18 protein-coding genes are annotated in these 19,014 nt (G+C 69.5%); 10 read left to right on the top strand and 8 right to left on the bottom strand.

Translation table 11 applies throughout. The features are described 5' to 3' along the window. Positions 1-4 precede the first annotated feature (4 nt). Positions 5-580, top strand: a complete 576-nt coding sequence (locus ACAZ03_RS04220; RefSeq protein WP_373356129.1) for a nitroreductase — start codon at positions 5-7, stop codon at positions 578-580. Continuing rightward, positions 577-1,278: an EI24 domain-containing protein gene (locus tag ACAZ03_RS04215; RefSeq protein ID WP_373357039.1), complete on the top strand. Its 702-nt coding sequence runs from the start codon at positions 577-579 to the stop codon at positions 1,276-1,278. The genes ACAZ03_RS04220 and ACAZ03_RS04215 overlap by 4 nt, the downstream gene beginning before the upstream one ends. Here the strand turns inward: ACAZ03_RS04215 and ACAZ03_RS04210 are convergent. Together ACAZ03_RS04210 and mce are read right to left on the bottom strand one after the other, a co-directional pair. Next, on the bottom strand, positions 1,275-1,550 hold the full coding sequence (locus ACAZ03_RS04210) for a DUF1467 family protein (protein WP_373356127.1): 276 nt from the start codon (positions 1,548-1,550) through the stop codon (positions 1,275-1,277). The two genes, ACAZ03_RS04215 and ACAZ03_RS04210, sit on opposite strands and share 4 nt — an antisense overlap. A 10-nt stretch (positions 1,551-1,560) precedes the next feature. Beyond that, positions 1,561-1,965 (bottom strand): methylmalonyl-CoA epimerase, encoded by a 405-nt coding sequence (gene mce, locus ACAZ03_RS04205; RefSeq protein ID WP_373356126.1) that lies wholly within the window; start codon positions 1,963-1,965, stop codon positions 1,561-1,563. Between the two features lie 153 nt (positions 1,966-2,118). On the opposite strand from mce, the gene ACAZ03_RS04200 reads away from it, so the two are divergent. Continuing rightward, on the top strand, positions 2,119-2,817 hold the full coding sequence (locus tag ACAZ03_RS04200; RefSeq protein ID WP_373356124.1) for a response regulator: 699 nt from the start codon (positions 2,119-2,121) through the stop codon (positions 2,815-2,817). Between the two features lie 77 nt (positions 2,818-2,894). Here ACAZ03_RS04200 and ACAZ03_RS04195 read toward each other — a convergent pair whose 3' ends face one another. From ACAZ03_RS04195 to aspS, 4 genes are all read right to left on the bottom strand, one after another. Continuing rightward, positions 2,895-3,584, bottom strand: coding sequence for a GNAT family N-acetyltransferase (locus tag ACAZ03_RS04195; protein WP_373356122.1), 690 nt, complete (start codon positions 3,582-3,584; stop codon positions 2,895-2,897). Continuing rightward, positions 3,581-4,741: a DUF1501 domain-containing protein gene (locus tag ACAZ03_RS04190; RefSeq protein WP_373356120.1), complete on the bottom strand. Its 1,161-nt coding sequence runs from the start codon at positions 4,739-4,741 to the stop codon at positions 3,581-3,583. Before ACAZ03_RS04190 ends, ACAZ03_RS04195 begins: the two co-directional genes overlap by 4 nt. 2 nt (positions 4,742-4,743) lie before the next feature. Then, positions 4,744-6,120: a DUF1800 family protein gene (locus ACAZ03_RS04185; protein ID WP_373356118.1), complete on the bottom strand. Its 1,377-nt coding sequence runs from the start codon at positions 6,118-6,120 to the stop codon at positions 4,744-4,746. Between the two features lie 283 nt (positions 6,121-6,403). Next, a complete protein-coding gene (gene aspS, locus ACAZ03_RS04180; protein WP_373356117.1) occupies positions 6,404-8,185 on the bottom strand; it encodes an aspartate--tRNA ligase in 1,782 nt (593 codons plus the stop codon). Between the two features lie 137 nt (positions 8,186-8,322). Here aspS and ACAZ03_RS04175 point away from each other — a divergent pair, with 137 nt between their 5' ends. The 3 genes from ACAZ03_RS04175 (at position 8,323) to ACAZ03_RS04165 (ending at position 14,587) form a co-directional block, all read left to right on the top strand. After that, complete coding sequence (locus ACAZ03_RS04175; RefSeq protein ID WP_373356115.1) at positions 8,323-9,522, top strand: class I SAM-dependent methyltransferase; 1,200 nt, start codon at positions 8,323-8,325, stop codon at positions 9,520-9,522. A gap of 233 nt (positions 9,523-9,755) precedes the next feature. Then, on the top strand, positions 9,756-13,136 hold the full coding sequence (gene carB / locus ACAZ03_RS04170; protein WP_373356113.1) for a carbamoyl-phosphate synthase large subunit: 3,381 nt from the start codon (positions 9,756-9,758) through the stop codon (positions 13,134-13,136). A 341-nt stretch (positions 13,137-13,477) separates the two neighbouring features. Then, a complete protein-coding gene (locus ACAZ03_RS04165) occupies positions 13,478-14,587 on the top strand; it encodes a beta-ketoacyl-ACP synthase III (RefSeq protein ID WP_373356111.1) in 1,110 nt (369 codons plus the stop codon). Between the two features lie 9 nt (positions 14,588-14,596). On the opposite strand, the gene ACAZ03_RS04160 is transcribed toward ACAZ03_RS04165, so the two are convergent. Both ACAZ03_RS04160 and ACAZ03_RS04155 read right to left on the bottom strand, forming a co-directional pair. After that, positions 14,597-15,433 (bottom strand): hypothetical protein, encoded by an 837-nt coding sequence (locus tag ACAZ03_RS04160; RefSeq protein ID WP_373356110.1) that lies wholly within the window; start codon positions 15,431-15,433, stop codon positions 14,597-14,599. A gap of 104 nt (positions 15,434-15,537) precedes the next feature. Beyond that, positions 15,538-16,014, bottom strand: a complete 477-nt coding sequence (locus tag ACAZ03_RS04155) for a hypothetical protein (protein WP_373356109.1) — start codon at positions 16,012-16,014, stop codon at positions 15,538-15,540. Positions 16,015-16,238: 224 nt separating this feature from the next. Between ACAZ03_RS04155 and ACAZ03_RS04150 the strand changes: the two genes are divergently transcribed. The 4 genes from ACAZ03_RS04150 (at position 16,239) to ACAZ03_RS04135 (ending at position 19,001) form a co-directional block, all read left to right on the top strand. Next, positions 16,239-16,832, top strand: a complete 594-nt coding sequence (locus tag ACAZ03_RS04150; RefSeq protein WP_373356108.1) for a thymidine kinase — start codon at positions 16,239-16,241, stop codon at positions 16,830-16,832. A 66-nt stretch (positions 16,833-16,898) separates the two neighbouring features. Then, the gene (gene proC / locus ACAZ03_RS04145) at positions 16,899-17,705 is read left to right on the top strand and encodes a pyrroline-5-carboxylate reductase (RefSeq protein ID WP_373356107.1); all 807 of its coding nucleotides are present in this window, start codon (positions 16,899-16,901) and stop codon (positions 17,703-17,705) included. Next, positions 17,698-18,045, top strand: coding sequence for a tRNA-binding protein (locus tag ACAZ03_RS04140; RefSeq protein ID WP_373356106.1), 348 nt, complete (start codon positions 17,698-17,700; stop codon positions 18,043-18,045). The genes proC and ACAZ03_RS04140 overlap by 8 nt, the downstream gene beginning before the upstream one ends. Beyond that, entirely contained in the window at positions 18,042-19,001 is a 960-nt protein-coding gene (locus tag ACAZ03_RS04135; protein ID WP_373356105.1) for a 2-hydroxyacid dehydrogenase, read from the top strand. Before ACAZ03_RS04140 ends, ACAZ03_RS04135 begins: the two co-directional genes overlap by 4 nt. The last annotated feature ends 13 nt before the right edge of the window (positions 19,002-19,014 follow it).

Genomic DNA, 19,014 nt, shown 5'->3' with positions numbered 1-19,014 from the left:
TCCGATGCCAGACCGCAATGAGGCCGCCCTCGCCTTCCTCGCCACCCGCCGCTCGCGCCCCCACAAGCTCTTGCAGCCGCCCGTCCCCGAACGGGCGGAGCTGGAGGAGCTTCTGGCCATCGGCGCGCGCGTGCCGGATCACGGCAAGCTGGAGCCCTGGCGCTACATCGTCCTCGAGAAGGCCGCCATGACCCGGCTCGCCGGGGCCGTCGCAGCCCGCGCCGAGGCGCGCGGGGAGGACGAAGGCCGGCGCGACAAGATCGTGGCGCAATATGCGAATGCCAGCCTCTGCGTCGCCGTCGTCTCCGCCCCGAAGCCGGCCGACATCCCGCTGGAGGAGCAGGTCGCCTCCGCCGCCTGCGTGGCCTTCCAGCTTCTCAACGCCTGCCTCGCTGCCGGCTGGGGCGCCAACTGGCTGACCGACTGGCCGGCCTTCGACCGGCCGTTCCTCGAGAGCGAGCTCGGCCTCGCGGCGGAGGAAACCCTCGCCGGCTTCATCCATATCGGCACCGCCGCCTCGGCCCCGCCGGAGCGCCCGCGCCCGGACGTGCCGGCGCTGACCAGATGGGTCTCGGCGTGATCCTCGGCGATTTCCTCAAGGCGCTCGGCCAGATCGGCGATCCGCGCTTCCGCCGGGTGCTCATCGTCGGCGTGCTCCTGGCGCTGGCGCTGCTCTTCGGCTTCTACGCGCTGCTCCTTTGGGGGATCAGCGCGCTCGATGCCGGCCAGCTTGTGCTGCCGATGGTCGGGCAGGTGACCTGGCTCGGCGACCTCCTCGCCTGGGGGTCGCTGGTGCTGATGTTCTTCCTGTCGATGTTCCTGATGATCCCCGTCGCCTCGGCCATTACCTCGATGTTCCTCGACGATGTGGCCGCGGCGGTGGAGGCGGAGCATTACCCCGCCCTGCCCCCGGTGGAAGGCGCCACCTTCTGGGAGGGCGTGGTCGATACGGTGAACTTCCTCGGCGTGCTGATCGCCGCCAATATCGTCGCGCTCTTCGCCTATGCGGCGCTGCCGCCCTTCGCGCCCTTCATCTTCTACCTGATGAACGGCTACCTGCTCGGGCGGGAGTATTTCCAGATCGCAGCCATGCGGCGGGAGGGGCGCGACGGGGCGAAGCAGCTCCGCAAGAAGCATATCGGCACGATCTGGGTGGCGGGCTGCCTGATGGCGCTGCCGCTCTCCATTCCGCTCGTGAACCTTCTGGTGCCGGTGCTCGGCGCCGCCACCTTCACGCATCTCTACCACCGGCTGAAGGGGCCGCGGCTCGGCGCCTAGCCGCCCTCGCGGAGGCTCTTCGACCAGTCGAAATCGTCGACGGAGACCCAGCCGGAGAGGATGATGCCGACGATCAGCGCCCAGATGATCGTCCCGGCGATGGTGGTGATGATGACCTTCCGCCGCATGAACGGCCCGGCGGGCGAGCTGACATGGGTGCCGGGCACACGCTCGCCGACATCGCCCTGCGTCGTCAGGTTGAGCGGCAGGACGATGAAGAACACCATGAACCAGGTGATCGCGTAGACGACGAGGATCGAGGTGATGCTCATGGGGTGATGCTCATGGGGCGGCTTCCTCCAGTTCGATCAGCGTGCCGTTGAAATCCTTCGGATGCAGGAAGAGCACGGGCCGCCCGTGGGCGCCGATCTTCGCCGGGCCGAGGATGCGGGCGCCGTCGGCCTCCAGCCGCGCGGCCGCCGCCGCGATATCGGCCACCTCGTAGCAGAGGTGATGGATACCGCCCGACGGCGCCTTCGCCAGGAAGGCGGCGATCGGCGAGGCCTCCCCCAGCGGCTCGAGCAGCTCGATGGCCGTGTTCGGCAGGCGGACGAAGACCACGGTGACGCCATGCTCGGGCAAGGGCGTCGGCGGGCCGACCTCGGCGCCGAGCGTGCCGGCATAGGTCGCGGCGGCGGCCCGAAGGTCCGGCACGGCGATGGCGACGTGATTGAGGCGTCCGATCATGGGGCCTTATCGGCGGAGCCGGCGGCGCCGTAAAGCACCCAGATGTCACGAGAACGCGCGGCGATTAACGCGGCCTTCACCGCGATTCGTGAAGCTGGGGCAAGGCGAGACCAGAAGGAATCGGAGCAGCAAATGAACCCCCTCGACGATCTCATGCAACTGAGGCCCCCGAATGCGGACCAGCCGCTCCTGGGCCTGACCATCCTTCTGGTGGAAGACAGCCGCTTCGCCGCCGAGGGGTTTCGCCTCCTCGCCCTGCGCTCCGGCGCAAGGCTTCGCCGCGCCGACAGCCTCGCCCATGCCCGCCGGCACCTCTGCGTCTACCGCCCGACGGTGGTGATGGTCGATCTCGGCCTGCCCGACGGCTCGGGCGCGCAGCTCATCACCGAGCTGGCCCAGGCCCGACCGCGGATCGACATGATCCTCGGCGTCTCCGCCGACCCCGAGGCCGAGCAGATCGCCCGCGCCGCCGGGGCGGACGGCTTTCTCGAAAAGCCCATCACCTCGCTCGCCAGCTTCCAGACGGAGGTGCTCCGCCACCTGCCGCCCGAGCGCCAGCCCACCGGGCCCCGCTCCCTGCCCCGCGGCATGGTGGAGCCGGACAGGATCGCGCTCCGCGACGACCTCGCCCATGCCGCCGAGGTGCTGAAGAGCGATGCGGAGGGAGAGGAGCTCGACTACGTGACCCAATTCCTCGCCAGTGTGGCGCGCTCCGCCGGGGATACGCGCCTGTCGGAGGCCGTGGACCGGCTGGCGGATGCGCGGACGAAGGGCGAGGTGCTGGGCGCGCATGTCTCGGAGCTGAGCGCCATGGTGGATCGGCGGCTCGCACCCTCGGCGCCCTTAACCTGAGGGGGGCCGGCCCGTGCCGGGCCGGGTGGAGGCTCTGCCTCCACACCTCCGAGGTATTTTCGGCCAGATGAAAGGGATCAGGGGGAGCGGGCGACGAGGATCGGGGCGGTGAGGTCGGAGAGGCGCTGGATCTGCCGGCCGTCGGCGCCGAAATTCTCCGGCGCGAGCCAGCTCTCGTAGGCCGCCTTCAGGGCCGGCCATTCGGAATCGATCGCGGCGTACCAGGCGGTATCGCGGTTGCGGCCCTTCACTACCAGCGCCTGGCGGAAGATCCCCTCGAAGCTCAGCCCCAGCCGCTCCGCCGCGCGGCGGGAGGGGGCGTTGAGCGCGTTGCACTTCCATTCGAAGCGGCGATAGCCCGCCTCGAAGGCCCCGCCAATCATCAGCGTGAAGGCCTCCGTCGCCGCCGGGGTGCGCTGCAGCGCCGGGGAGAGGCAGATGTTGCCGAGCTCGATGCTCCCCGCCGCCGGCGCGATCCGCAGGTAGGAGTGCATGCCCATCGGGCGGCCCTCCACGAGGATCGTGTAAAAGAGCGGGTCGCGGCTGGGGGTGAGGCTCTCCACCCATGCGGTGAAGGCGGCCTCGTCCGGGAAGGGGCCGGAGGGCATGTAATCCCAGAGCCAGTCCTCGCCCGCGAAGCCCTCCCAAAGGGCCGGGGCATGGGCGGCGGAGAGGCGCTCGAGCCGGCAGTACCGGCCCGCCATCGGCGCATCGCCGGGGGCGGGCGGCGGCGCCCAGCCTTCGACCGGCGCGCCGAGCGGCCTCATGCGAGGACGCCGGGGTCGGGGCCGAGCTCGAGCCCGGGGAAGACCTGCCGCTCGATGGCGGTCTGAGAGACGCCGAAGAGCCCGGCGAGCATCCAGCCGAGATGCGCGCGCACGTCGCGCGTCGGAAGCAGGTCGCGCCCGCCATAGAGCTGGCTCTCGCCGAGGCCCGGCCAGTCGGCATAGACGCGGCCGCCGCGGATCGCCCCGCCGAAGAGCAGCATGGCGCCGCCGGTGCCGTGATCCGTGCCGCCCGTGCCGTTCTCGCGGAAGGTGCGGCCGAATTCGGTGATGCAGGCCACCGCCGTCTGGTCCCAGTCCGGCCCCAGCCCGTCGCGGAGCGCCAGCACCGTCTCGGACAGCCGCTGCAGGGCGTTCTTCAGCCCGATGTCCTGCCGCGCATGGGTATCCCAGCCGGCGAGCGAGAAGGAGGCGATGCGCGCCTCGCCGCGAAGCCGCTCGGCGGTGAAATCGGCGAGGCGGAGGTGATCGGCGCGGCCGCGCACATCCTCCTGCCCCGGCAGGCTCTCGGCCACGGCCAGCGCCTCTTCCAGCGCCAGCCCGAAGAGCGGATCGCCGGCGCAGAGGAATTCCAAGAGCCGCTGGCCCTGCGGGGTGAGCAGCAGGCTCACCTCCGGCGACCAGCTCGCATGGGGGGCGGCGCCGTCGAGGATCAGCATCCGCTCGCGGCCGATCGCATAGGCGAGGTCGGCGCGGGCGCCGGGGATCTGCCCGACGAGGCGGTTGAGCCAGCCGTCGCGCAGCCCCTCCTCCAGATCGCCGATGCCCGCTTCGAGGAGGTCCTGCCCGTCGAAATGCGAGCGCTTGTCACGATAGGGGGTCGAGACGGCATGGACGGCCGCCATCTCGCCCGCCTGCCAGAGCGGCGCGAGGTCGCTGAGCGCAGGGTGGAGCGCGAAGCCGCCGCCGAGATCGGCGCCGGCGCTCGCATCCTCCGACAGCGTCGGCCGGGCGGCGCGCCACTCGCGCGAGTCGACCGGGCGGATGACATCGAGCCCGTCCATGGCGCCGCGGAGGAGGATGACCACCAGCCGCCGGTCCCCCGGCGTCGAGGCGAAGGCGACGGGCGCCACCAGCGGGCTGGCGGCGGCGGAGCAGCCGAGGGCGAGCGAGCCTTGCAGGAAGCGGCGGCGATCCATCCCTATCTCCTCTGGAAATCCGGGCTGGCGAGCACGACGCCGACGCCCTCGGCCCGCGTCTCAGCGGCGGCAGCGGCGCGCTGCACCTCGGGCGAGCCGAGGGGGCCGAGCGCCGCGCCCACGAAGTCGCGCGGGTCGGGCAGGTCCATCAGCCGGTCGGGCGTCGCCATCGCCCAGGCGATGCGGGCGGCGTAGAATTGCGGGGTGACCCAGGCGGCGGGCTCGTCCGGCCAGCCGTCGGGGCCGACGGGCTCTTCCCAGGACTGGCCCATGGCGCGGAGCGGCACGCCGAGCTGGCCCCAGGCGCGGTCGGCCGGCAGGGCGCCGAGCTCCGCCTGGCCGAGCCCGAGGGCGCGGAGGGCGGAGGCGACGAAATCGAAGGGCGGCTTGACCAGCCGCCGCGCCGGCGCCCAGGCCGCCGGATGGCGCAGCATGGCGGTGTAGACGGCGCGCAGGTGCCCGCCGGTGTCGAGCCAGGCGGCCGCCATCTCGTCCACCATGTCCTGCGGCGGCGCGTCAGAGACGAAGGCCCGCGCCAGCTTGCCGGAGACATGCGCCGCCGTCGCCGGATGCACGGCGAGATATTCCAGCGCCTCCATCACCGAAGAGAGCCGCGCGTCGGGCGAGAAGGTCCGCCCGAGCACCGTCTCCGCCCCCGGCTCGGCCTGCTGGGCGCGGTAGGAGGGGTCGGTATCGTCCTGATGCCAGACGACGCCGGCGAGCAGCTCGGCCAGCTCGCGCACATCGACCTGCGCATAGGGGCCGCCCACGCCGATGGTGTGCAGCTCCAGAAGCTCGCGGGCGAGGTTCTCGTTGAGCCCGCCGCCCCGCCGCTCGACCACCTGCGAATTCGGGCCGGCCGAGGGCGTCTGGTCGAGGTAGTCGAGCATCATCGGATGCAGCGCCGCCTGCTTGAGGAGCAGCGAGAACGGGCCGGCGATATAGGGGCGCACGGCGGATTCGATATAGGGCGCGACGAGATGCTGGGTGAGAAAGTTCTTCGCCCGCACTGTGAAATGGTCGGCCCAGAAGGCGGTCAGCCGCTCGCGCATCCCCGAGCCGGTCTCGGCGGCGCGGATATAGGTGGCGGCGAGCGCCTGCCGGCGGAGCTCCACGGCATCCTGGCTCAGCGTCATCAGCCGCGCCTGCGTCTCGTCGGCCGCCTCGGTGCCCATCGCCATGCGGTTCTCGCGGCGAAGCTGGCGGAGCGCATGGGTGTAAAGCACCGCCTCCGGGAAGGGCGGAACGGAGACGGTCGTCTCGATGATGTCGGGCGTGGCGAGGCTGTCGACCATCTCGGCCACGCCCTGCGGCGGCGGCACACGCGGCGACAGGCCGGTGCCGAAGCGGATCTCTGCGAGGGCGGGGTCGAAGGACATGCGCCCTTCATGCTCTGCCGGCGCGGGCGCGGCAAGTCAGAGGAGCGTGAAGCCGCCGGCCCGGAGCCTCAGGGGCCCGGCCGGCGGCTGGCTGCTTGGGCGGCCCGGGCCTCAGGCCCGGCGGCCGCGCGGCTCTTCCTTGTGGCGACGGAAGAGCTTCTGCGCGATCTTGTAGATGGCGAAATACTTGATGAGCTTGCCCATGGGGGGCCTCCGTTGACGAGGATCATTTACCCTTCAACGCGACTCCCCCCGGGAAGTTCACGCACCGTCACGTCTGCCGTCAATCTTCCGGCGGCAGCACCCGCAGCCGCAGCTCGCGGAGCTGCTCGTTGGACGGCGCCGACGGCGCGCCCATCATCAGGTCTTCCGCCCGCTGGTTCATCGGGAAGAGCATCACCTCGCGGATGTTGTCCTCCCCAGCCAGCAGCATCACCACCCGGTCGATGCCGAGCGCGCAGCCGCCGTGCGGCGGGGCGCCGTAGGTGAAGGCGGTGTAGAGCCCGCCGAAGCGCGCCTTCACCTCGTCCTCGCCATAGCCGGCGATCTCGAAGGCCTTCAGCATGATGTCGGGCCGGTGGTTGCGGATGGCGCCGGAGACGAGCTCGTAGCCGTTGCAGGCGAGATCGTACTGGAAGCCCTTGACCTGCAGCGGATCGCCCTCCAGCGCCTCCATCCCGCCTTGCGGCATGGAGAAGGGGTTGTGCTCGAAGTCGATCTCGCCGGTCTCGTCGTCCTTCTCGTAGATCGGGAAGTCGACGATCCAGGCGAAGGCGAAGCGGTTCTTGTCGGTGAGGTTCAGCTCGTCACCGATCACCGTGCGGGCGCGGCCGGCGACCTTCTCGAAGCTCGCCGCCTTGCCGCCGAGGAAGAAGGCCGCGTCGCCAACGCCGAGCCCGAGCTGCTCGCGAATGGCTTCGGTGCGCTCAGGGCCGATGTTCTTGGCGAGGGGGCCGGCGGCCTCCATCTGGCCGTCGGTTTCGCGCCAGAAGATGTAGCCCATCCCCGGCAGACCTTCCTTCTGCGCGAAGGCGTTCATCCGGTCGCAGAACTTGCGGGAGCCGCCGGTCGGCGCCGGGATGGCGCGGATCTCGTTGCCCTCCTGCTCGAGGAGCTTGGCGAAGATCGCGAAGCCGGAGCCGCGGAAGTGCTCGCTCACGTCCTGCATCTTGATCGGGTTGCGCAGGTCCGGCTTGTCGGTGCCGTACCAGAGCGCCGCGTCGGCATAGCTGATCTGCGGCCAGTCGGTGTCGACCGTGGCGCCGCCGCCGAACTCCTCGAAGATCCCGGTGATGACCGGCTGCACGGTGTCGAAGACATCCTGCTGCTCGACGAAGCTCATCTCGAGGTCGAGCTGGTAGAAATCCGTCGGCGAGCGGTCGGCGCGCGGGTCTTCGTCGCGGAAGCAGGGCGCGATCTGGAAATACTTGTCGAAGCCCGAGACCATCAGCAGTTGCTTGAACTGCTGCGGCGCCTGCGGCAGCGCGTAGAACTTGCCGGGATGCAGGCGCGAGGGCACGAGGAAGTCGCGCGCCCCCTCGGGGGAGGACGCCGTGATGATCGGCGTCTGGTATTCGCGGAAGTCCTGATCCCACATCCGGCGGCGGATGGAGGAGACGACATCCGAGCGCAGCACCATGTTGCGCTGCATCACCTCGCGGCGGAGGTCGAGGTAGCGGTAGCGCAGCCGCGTCTCCTCGGGATACTCCTGATCGCCGAAGACCTGCAGCGGCAAATCGCCGCGAACCGGGCCTAATACCTCCATGTCGCGGATGTAGACCTCGATCTCGCCGGTCGGCAGCTTGGGGTTCACCAGCTCGGCGTCGCGGGCCTTCACGCTGCCGTCGATGCAGATGCAGGTCTCGGCGCGGAGCTTCTCGACCTCCTTGAAAACCGGGGAATCCCCGTCGCAGAGCACCTGGGTGACGCCGTAATGGTCGCGCAGGTCGATGAAGAGCACGCCGCCATGATCGCGGATGCGATGGACCCAGCCGGAGAGCCGCACGTCGGTGCCCGCGTCCGCGAGCCGGAGGGCGTCGCATCGGTGGCTGCGGTAGCGGTGCATATTGTGTTCCTTCACGGCGGGGCTAAATTCAAGGTCGCGCCGATACAGCGCGCTCGGGCGGCGAAGTCAAGCAAACGCCTTTGACACTCGCGTCGGGCAAGCCAATCGTGCCCCTCGGTGGGTGAGGGTAAGAAACTATGTGGGACAGAATATTCGACGCGGCCATGCGCCGTTTCGTCCAGCGTGGAGCGCTGGAAGTCACGGTGGCCGATCAGCCGCCGAAACGTTACGGGCAATCCGGGGTCGAGCCGGTGCGCGTTCACCTGAAGGACGAAGAGTTGATGCGCCGCATCGTCCTCTCCCCCGACATGGCGGTGGGAGAGGCCTATACGGATGGCACATTGGTCTTGCCGGAAGACGACCCGCGCCCGCTGATCCAGCTTGCGCTCAACAATCGCGCCGTGGATTCGACGCCGTTCCTCATGAAGGCGCTCGACACGATCGCCGCGCCGATCCAGCGCTTCATCGCCGCCAATCCGCTGCTGCGCTCGCGGCAGAACGTGGCGCATCACTACGATCTCGACGGGCGGCTCTACGATCTCTTTCTCGATCAGGACCGCCAGTATTCCTGCGCCTATTTCCCTCACGACGACATGACGCTCGAGGACGCGCAGATCGCCAAGAAGCGCCATATCATCGGCAAGCTCTGCCTCGAGCCGGGGATGAGCGTCCTCGACATCGGCTGCGGCTGGGGCGGCATGGCGCTGACGCTGGCGAAGGATTACGGCGCGAAGGTCGTGGGCGTGACGCTGTCCGAAGAGCAGCTCAAGGTCGGCCGCCAGCGCGTGAAGGAGGCGGGGCTCGAAGGCCAGATCGACCTCCGCCTCATGGATTACCGGGACGTGACGGAGACATTCGACCGGATCGTCTCGGTCGGCATGTTCGAGCATGTGGGCCGCCGGCACTTCCGCGAGTATTTCGACAAGGTGCGCGATCTGCTGAAGGACGAGGGCATCGCGCTCATCCACACCATCGGCTCGACCGATGCGCCGCGCGCCACCTCCTCCTGGATCCGCAAGTACATCTTCCCCGGCGGCTACATCCCGTCGATGTCCGAGACGATGGCGCAGATCGAGAAGGCGGAGCTGGTGACGGCGGATGTGGAGGTGTTGCGCGTGCACTACGCCAAGACGATCCGCCACTGGTACGACCGCTTCATGGCAAGGGTGGACGAGGCGGAGAGGATCCACGACGCGCGCTTCGTGCGGATGTGGCGCTTCTACCTCCTCAGCGCCGAGGAGGGGTTCCGCCTGGGGACGCTGGTGAACTTCCAGTTCCAGCTCGCGCGGAGCAACACGGCGGTGCCCCTGACGCGGGACTACCTCTACCGGAACTGACGGGGTCGGTGGTGGCGGTGGGTTGCAAACCCACCCTACCCTGCCCGCCCCCGCCGGGCCTCCAATCCTCGCATCGGCCTCGGGGCCAAGCTCTACTGCAGGGTCGGGGGTCTGCCCGCACCTGCCACCCGCCCGCCGCCAGGGGTTGAACCCCCCTCGCCTCCCCCCTAATACGCCAGCAATTTGCCGAGCGCCTCCCGGGCGCCGGCCGCCGGTTGCAGGGGTCCCGTCACATGCCGAAACGCCACGATATCCGCTCGATCATGATCATCGGCGCGGGGCCAATCGTCATCGGCCAGGCCTGCGAGTTCGACTATTCGGGCGCCCAGGCCTGCAAGGCGCTCCGCGAGGAGGGCTACCGGGTCATCCTCGTCAACTCCAACCCCGCCACGATCATGACGGACCCGGAGCTGGCCGACGCCACCTATATCGAGCCGATCACCCCCGAGGTCGTCGCCAAGATCATCGCCAAGGAGAAGCCCGACGCGCTCCTGCCCACCATGGGCGGGCAGACCGGGCTCAACACCGCGCTCGCCCTCGCCGACATGGGCGTCCTCGAGGAGCATGGCGTCGAGCTCATCGGCGCCAACCGCTCGGCCATCGAGATGGCGGAGGACCGGGGGCTCTTCCGCGAGGCGATGGAGCGGATCGGCCTGGAGAACCCCAAGGCCACCATCGTCACCGCCCCCAAGGGCGAGAACGGCAAGAAGGACATCCGCGCCGGCCTCGCCGCCGCGATGGACGCGCTGGAAGAGATCGGCCTGCCGGCCATCATCCGCCCGGCCTACACCCTCGGCGGCACCGGCGGCGGCGTCGCCTACAACCGGGCGGAATACGAGCATTTCTGCCGCTCCGGCCTCGATGCCTCGCCGGCCGGGCAGATCCTCATCGACGAAAGCCTCCTCGGCTGGAAGGAGTTCGAGATGGAGGTGGTCCGCGACAAGGCGGACAATGCGATCATCGTCTGCTCCATCGAGAACGTCGACCCGATGGGCGTTCATACCGGGGACAGCATCACCGTCGCCCCGGCGCTGACGCTGACCGACAAGGAATACCAGATCATGCGCGCCGCCTCGATTGCGGTCCTGCGCGAGATCGGGGTGGAGACCGGCGGCTCCAACGTCCAGTGGGCGGTGAACCCCGTCGACGGGCGCATGGTCGTCATCGAGATGAACCCCCGCGTCAGCCGCTCCTCGGCGCTGGCGTCGAAGGCGACGGGCTTCCCCATCGCCAAGATCGCCGCCAAGCTCGCCGTGGGCTACACGCTGGACGAGCTCGACAACGACATCACGAAAGTGACACCCGCCAGCTTCGAGCCGACCATCGACTATGTGGTCACAAAGATCCCGCGGTTCGCTTTTGAAAAGTTCCCCGGCGCCAAGCCCGAGCTGACGACGGCGATGAAATCGGTCGGCGAGGCCATGGCCATCGGCCGGACCTTCCACGAGAGCGTCCAGAAGGCGCTCGCCTCGCTCGAGACCGGGCTCACCGGCTTCGACGAGATCGCGATCCCGGGCGTCCCCGCCGGGGCCGGCACCGATGCCCCCCTGACCGACACCCAGAAGGCCGCGGTCATCAAGGCGCTCAGCCACGCCACGCCCGACCGGCTGCGGATCATCGCCCAGGCGATGCGGCACGGGGTGAGCGACATCGACATCGAGGGCGTCACCCGCTTCGACCCCTGGTTCCTCGCCCGCATCCGCGAGATCGTGGGCGCCGAAGCCGGCGTCCGCAAGGACGGGCTGCCGGTGACCGAAGAGGGCCTGCGCAAGCTCAAGATGATGGGCTTCACTGACGCCCGGCTCGCCAACCTCACGGGCCGCGACGAGGGCCAGGTCGCCCGGGCGCGCCAGCGGCTCGGCGTCACTGCCGTCTTCAAGCGGATCGACACCTGCGCGGCCGAGTTCGAGGCGCAGACGCCCTACATGTACTCCACCTACGAGACCCCGGTGATGGGCGAGGTGGAGGATGAATCGCGCCCCACGGGCCGCGACAAGATCGTCATCCTCGGCGGTGGCCCCAACCGGATCGGCCAGGGCATCGAGTTCGATTATTGCTGCTGCCACGCCTGCTTTGCGCTCTCCAAGGCCGGCTTTGAGACCATTATGGTCAACTGCAACCCCGAGACGGTCTCCACCGATTACGACACGTCGGACCGGCTCTATTTCGAGCCGCTGACCTTCGAGCACGTGATGGAGATCCTGCGCGTCGAGCAGGAGAACGGCACGCTCAAGGGCGTCATCGTCCAGTTCGGCGGCCAGACGCCGCTCAAGCTCGCCAATGCGCTCGAGGAGGCGGGCATCCCGATCCTCGGCACCACGCCCGACGCCATCGACCTCGCCGAGGATCGCGAGCGCTTCCAGGATCTCGTGAACCGGCTCGGCCTCAAGCAGCCGCACAACGGCATCGCCCACAGCGATGCCGAGGCCTTCGAGATCGCCGAAGAGATCGGCTTCCCGCTGGTGATCCGCCCCTCCTACGTGCTCGGCGGCCGGGCGATGGAGATCGTGCGCGACCAGCCGGGGCTGGAGCGCTACATCTCCGAGGCCGTCGTCGTCTCCGGCAAGTCCCCCGTGCTGCTCGACAGCTATCTCTCCGGCGCGACCGAGGTCGATGTCGACGCGCTCTGCGACGGCGAGGCGGTGCATGTCGCCGGGATCATGCAGCATATCGAGGAGGCCGGGGTGCATTCGGGCGACAGCGCCTGCTGCCTTCCGCCCCACACCCTGCCCGAGGCGGTGCTCGCCGTGATCCGCGAGCAGACCGTCGCGCTCGCCAAGGCGCTGAAGGTCGTCGGGCTCATGAACGTGCAATTCGCGGTGAAAACGAACGAGGCCGGCGAACCGGAGGTCTACCTCATCGAGGTGAACCCGCGCGCCAGCCGCACGGTGCCCTTCGTCGCCAAGGCGACCGATTCAGCGATCGCTTCAATCGCCGCCCGGCTGATGGCGGGCGAGAAGCTCTCCGCCTTCCCGATGCGCGAGCCCTATCAGGACGTCAGCTACGACACGCCCCTGCCGATGGGCGACCCGATGACCTTGGTCGACCCGAACATGCCCTGGTTCTCCGTCAAGGAGGCCGTCATGCCCTTCGCCCGCTTCCCGGGAGTCGACACGATCCTCGGCCCCGAGATGCGCTCGACCGGCGAGGTCATGGGCTGGGACAGGTCGTTCCCGCGGGCGTTCCTCAAGGCGCAGATGGGCGCCGGGGTGGAGCTGCCGGAGAGCGGCCGCGTCTTCATCTCGATCCGCAACGAGGACAAGACGCCGGACATGCTGGAGGCGGCGGGCATCCTGACCGGCCTCGGCTTCACCATCCTCGCGACCCGCGGCACGGCGGCCTGGCTGGTCGAAAACGGCGTCTCCGCCGAGCAGGTGAACAAGGTCTACGAGGGCGGCCTGACCATCGTCGACCGCCTGAAGGACGGCCATGTGGCGCTGGTCTTCAACACCACCGAAGGCGCGCAGGCCGTTGAGGACAGCCGCGAAATTCGCAGCGTCGCGCTCTACGACAAGATCCCCTACTACACGACGGCGGCGGGGGCCCATGCGGCGGCTCTGGCGATCAAGGCCCGGGGCGAGGGTGAGGTGGAGGTGCGGAGCCTCCAAGGCTGAGAGCCCCGTAGGGTGGGTTTTCAACCCACCGCCCGTCCTCCACCGAGCGCCACGGTGCCGCGCAGGGCGGGCGCCGGCCCGGGGGTTGGCGCTCCAACGGCCCGAACGGCGCGCTTTATGGTGCAGCCCCGCCCTCGCTCTGAGCTCATGCCCAGCCTCACCAGAGCGCCGACCCGCGGGACGGGCCGGCGCTCGCCCTGCGCCTGCGGCGCGCACCGGGCGGGGGCCTCGCTCGAGCCTCGCGCCCATGGTGGGTTGCAAACCCACCCTACCCCAGGCCCGCACGGTTCTTTACATCCCCGCCCTCATTCCGCAGGCTTCCGCTCCAAAGAGGAGGAGCCATGCCCACCCCCGTCATCACCGGCAAGGGTGTCTTCACGCCCGAGGACGTCATCACCAATGACGAGCTCGTCGCCTCCTTCAACGCCTATGCCACCGCGTTCAACGAGGCGAATGCCGCCGCCATCGCCGCCGGCGAGGTCGCCGAGAAGCCCCTCTCCTCCGCCGCCTTCATCACCCAGGCCTCCGGTATCGAGCGGCGGCATGTGATCGACAAGGCGGGCGTGCTCGACCCCGCGCGCATGGCCCCGAGGCTGCCCGGCAGGGCGGACGAGGAGCCGAGCCTCATGGCCGAGATCGCGCTCAAGGCCGCCCGGCCGGCGCTGGAAGAGGCCGGGCTCGCCCCCGAAAGCCTCGGCGCGATCCTCTGCGCCGCCTCCAACATGGAGCGGCCCTATCCGGCGATGGCGGTGGAGATCCAGGCGCTGCTCGGCGCCGGGGGGTTCGCTTTCGACATGAACGTCGCCTGCTCCTCGGCCACCTTCGCGATCCAGGTCGCGGCCGACATGATCCGCGCCGGCACGATCCCCTCCGCCCTCATCGTCAGCCCGGAGATCACCTCCGGCCATCTGGAATGGCGCGACCGGGATTGCCATTTCATCTTCGGCGATGTCGCAACCGCCCTCGTGATCGAGGCCGATGCCGCCACCGGCTTCGCCATCCGCTCAACGAAGGCCGCCACCCAGTTTTCCAACAACATCCGCAACAACAATGGCTTCCTCCGCCGGGCGCATGACCAGATGGAGGACCGGCGCGACATGCAGTTCGTGCAGAACGGCCGGAAGGTCTTCAAGGAAGTGCTCCCCCTCGTCTCCGCCCATGTCGAGAGCCATCTGGCGGCGGACGGCACCACGCCGGACCAGCTCAAGCGGCTCTGGCTCCATCAGGCGAACAAGGCGATGAACGATTACATCGGCCGCAAGGTGCTGGGGCGCGAGCCGGAGCCGGGCGAGCAGCCGAACATCCTGCAGGAATACGCCAACACTTCCTCGGCCGGCTCGATCATCGCCTTTGCGCAGACCTCGGGCGATCTGGCCCCCGGCGAGCGGGGGCTGATCTGCTCCTTCGGGGCCGGGTATTCCGTCGGCTCGGTGATCGTCGAGCGGCTCTAGAGCCCCCGATCAAGGGATGACGAAGCTGCTCTGGCCGGGCGCGACCTGGATCACGCCGCCGTGGCAGGTGCCCTCGGCATCCTTCGCCAGGAAGTACTGCCCCGCGAAGGTCTGCAGGGCGACTTCCTCGTCGGGCAAAAGCGCCTCCCGCTCGATGATCTCGCCGTCCTCGGCGATCCAGTAGATGCTGACCGCCTGTTCGGCGTCGTTGCGGAAGATGACTTCGGCGGCCGCGTTGCCGGGGGGCGAGCGGAACTGCCCCCAGGCCGGGCAGCCGCGGCCGAGCCGTGCGGCATCGCTTTCCGCCGGCTCGGGGGCCATGGGCACGACAGCGGGCGCCGGCGCCGGAGCCGCGGGCACCGCCGCCGCCCCGCCCCGCGCGCGGCCGCGGCGCTCGACGCATTCCTGCAGCTTCTCGAAGGTCGCCGCCGTGCCGTCGAGGGAATATCTGTCGGCCGTGGCCGAGCCGACCTTGGCGAAGAGCGCGGAGCCCTCCGCGAGCTCGTCGGCCAGCCCGTCGCCGAGCGGCAAACGCGCCTGACCGTTGTTCACGACCCAGAGCGCCGAGCGGTTGGCGCCGTCGACCGAAAGCGAGCCGCCGCGCTCGCCATCGGGCTGGCGCGTCGGCACGCCCAGGGTGAAGCCCAGCCCGTCATAGAGCAGCACCATGCTGTCGCTGTTGTTGGCGACGCAGTTCCGGAAGGTGCCGTCGGCGTCGATGTTCGCATTGACCGCCCAGCCGCGCACGGTGCCGTAGCTGACCCGCTCTGCCGCGGCCGGGCCTGCGAGCCCTGTCAGGAGCGAAAGGAGCATGGCGGCGAGGGGCAACGGGCGGCAATCGAACATGGGAGGGTCCTTTAGGGCGCCGGCCGTCTGCCGGCGCGATCACGCTACCGGCATCGCTCCAGAAATCCAGACGATTCGGGGGGGCGGCGAAGTAGGACGCCAGGCTACTGGCCGGCCTCGTCCTCGAGCCGCAGCTTCATGTCGACGAGCACTTTCTGGAGCTCCAGCGTCTCCTTCAAAAGCCGGCGCGCCTCGTTGACGGAGATGCGGCCGTCGTCGATCGACAGGTGATATTCCGCCATCAGGATGGCGAAGCGCTGGCTGAGCGCGATGACATTGGCATTGATGCTGCCGGTGTTCGGCCTGCGCGGCGCGCCGCTGTGCTCGAGCTGGATGCCCTGCAGCTCGGCGAGGGCCGCGGTCACATGCGGATAGGACGAGGCCATCTCGAGAGACGCCACGGCATCGACAGGCATGAAGCGCGAGGCATGTTCGGGATCGTCCGAGTAATAGCGCCCCAGGGTCGCCTTGGAGCGCCCGGTGAGCTCGGCGGCAGGCTCGATGCCAACCTCCTTCACGAGCGCCTCGGTGTGTTTCTTCAGATAGGAGCGGATCCGCCCGTCCGCCGTTACGTTGCTCACTCGCCTGTCCCCTATTTGCGGCCCGCGCATTAAACCCGTCTTCACCTTCTGCATGCAAGTCAATCGGCGAAGGGTTCTGTTCGGTGTCACGAGTTGACTGCCCCTCCCGGGCAATCCGGGCCGGTGCGATGCCCTTCGCGCCCCGCCCGGCGGGGTGGCGCACCGGCCCGGCTGGTTCGTGAAACCCTTGCTCTCGGCCACGCGGGCGGGCAAGTGATCCCGCCATGGCGAAGCTCTTCTTTCACTACTCCACGATGAATGCCGGCAAGAGCACCGTGCTCCTGCAGGCCGCGCATAATTACCGCGAACAGGGGATGGAGGTGCTCCTCCTCACCGCGCGGCTCGACACGCGCGCCGGCGAGGGGCGGATCCGCTCCCGCATCGGCATCGGCGAGCCGGCGCTGACCTGGGACGAGGCGACGGACCTCCACGCGGTCATCGCGAAGGAGGGGCCGGGCAAGGCCTGCATCTTCGTCGACGAGGCGCAGTTTCTCACCCCCGCGCAGGTCTGGCAGCTCGCCCGCGTGGTGGACGATCTGAACCTGCCGGTGATGTGCTACGGGCTGCGGGTCGACTTTCTCGGCCAGCTCTTCCCCGGCTCGGCGACGCTTCTGGCGCTGGCGGACGAGATGCGCGAGGTGCGCACCATCTGCCATTGCGGGCGGAAGGCGACGATGGTCGTGCGCAAGGGGCCGGACGGCCAGGTGGCGCGCGAGGGCGCCCAGATCGAGATCGGCGGCAACGACCGCTACGTCTCGCTCTGCCGGCGGCACTGGCGCGAGGCGGTGGGCGACCGCCCGGCACACAGGCCCGCTTGATGGCCCGCTTGATCCCTCCCGGGCGCGCCCCTAGGGTCCGCGCGCACAGCGAAGGGGGCAGCCAGCATGGATTTCGGTGACATCGGCACGCGGGGGCTCCTGCTCCTCGGCTGCGGCAAGATGGGCTCGGCGATGCTGGCGGGCTGGCTGAAGGGCGGGCTGAGCGCTGAGGCGGTGCATGTGCGCGACCCCAAGCCGTCGGATTGGGTTCAGGGACTCGGGCTTCACCTCAACGAGGCGCTGCCCGAGGCGCCCGCCGTGGCGCTGATCGCCGTCAAGCCGCAGATGATGGGCGCCGCCCTGCCCGATGTCGCCGCGCTCGGCGGGGGGAAGACGCTGGTCCTCTCCATCGCCGCCGGCACGCCCATCGCCGCCTTCGAGGCCGCCTTCGGCCCCGGCACGCCGGTGATCCGCGCCATGCCCAACACGCCCGCCGCCATCGGCCGAGGCATCACTGCCATCATCGGCAATGCCGCCGCGACGGAAGCGCATCTCGCCATGGCCGAGGCGCTCCTCTCCGCCATCGGCCAGGTCGTCCGGCTGGAGGAGGAGGCGCAGATCGACGCGGTGACCGCCCTCTCCGGCTCCGGCCCGGCCTATGTCTTCCACCTCATCGAATGCATGGCGGCGGCGGGGGAGGAGCTTGGCCTCACGCCGGACCTCGCGCTGCAACTCGCCAAGGCCACCGTCGGCGGCGCGGGCGCGCTGGCCGAGGCGGCGGAGGAGGATCCGGCGCAGCTCCGCGTCAACGTCACTTCGCCCAATGGCACCACCCAGGCGGCGCTCGAGGTGCTGATGCCGGAGCTGCCCGGCCTCATGTCCCGCGCCATGGCCGCCGCAAAGACCCGCAGCGAGGAGCTCTCCCGTGGCTGAAACAGCCGAGATCACCTTCGACGACTTCATGAAGGTCGACATCCGCGCCGGGATCATCACCCGCGCCGAGCCCTTCCCCGAGGCGCGCAAGCCCGCCATCAAGCTCTGGGTCGATTTCGGCCCCGAGCTGGGGGAGAAGAAGAGCTCCGCCCAGATCACCGCGCATTACGCGCCCGAGACGCTCGTCGGCAAGCAGGTGCTCGCCGTCGTCAACTTTCCGCCCCGGCAGATCGGCCCGGTGCGGTCCGAGGTGCTCGTTCTCGGCCTGCCCGATGACGATGGCCAGGTGGTGCTGATCGGCCCCGACCAGCCCGTCGCCAAGGGGGCCCGGCTCTTTTGAAAAAGCTGCTCTTCACCCGCCCCGTCCCCGAGGCCAATCGCGCCTTCGCCGAAGAGCGCTTCGAGACGGTGATCCGCAAGAGCGCCATCGCGCTGACCCGGGACGAGGCCGTGGCCGCGCTCGGGGAGTATGACGCCATCATCCCGACATTAGGCGATGACTTCTCGGCCGAGACCTTCGCCGCGGCCGAGACCATCCGCGCCGGCGTCCTCAGCAATTTCGGGGTGGGCTACAACCATATCGACGTGCCAGCGGCCCGCGCCGCCGGGCTCGTCGTCTCGAACACGCCGGGGGTCGTCACCGATGCGACGGCCGACATCGGCATGTCGCTGATCCTCTCGGCCTGCCGCCGGGGCGGCGAGGGCGAGCGGATGGTGCGCGCCGGCAAGTGGAAGGGCTTCGGGCCCATGGACATGCTCGGCACGCATGTCACGGGCAAGACGCTCGGCATCGTCGGAATGGGCCGGATCGGCCAGGCCGTGGCGCATCGCGGCCACTACGGCTTCTCGATGCCGGTCCTCTACTTCAACCGCTCGAAGAAGGAGGCCCCCCTCCCCGCCCGGCAGGTGGAGACGCTCCACCAGCTCATGGCCGAGGCGGATATCGTGGTCGTCACCGTCCCCGCGACGGCCGAGACGAAGAAGCTGATCGACGCCGAAGCCTTCGCAGCGATGAAGCCCGGCGGCATCTTCGTCAACATCGCCCGCGGCGACGTGGTGGACGAGGACGCGCTCATCGACACGCTCGAGCGCCGTGCCATCTTCGCCGCAGGGCTTGACGTCTATGCGCACGAGCCGAACGTACCCGAACGGCTCTGCGCGCTCGACAACGTGGTGCTCTATCCGCATCTCGGCACGGCGGCGCTCGAGGTGCGCGAGCGCATGGGCCAGATGGCGCTGGACAACGTCACCGCCTGGGCCGAGGGACGGCCCCTGCCGCAGGGGCTCGACCGCTAGGTTGTTCGCCCGC

The organism is Pseudoroseicyclus sp. CXY001, assembly GCF_041714655.1.
Lineage (GTDB): Bacteria > Pseudomonadota > Alphaproteobacteria > Rhodobacterales > Rhodobacteraceae > Pseudoroseicyclus_A.
The sequence above is the reverse complement of the archived record's forward strand: the minus strand, read 5'-3'. Positions and strand labels throughout refer to the sequence as shown.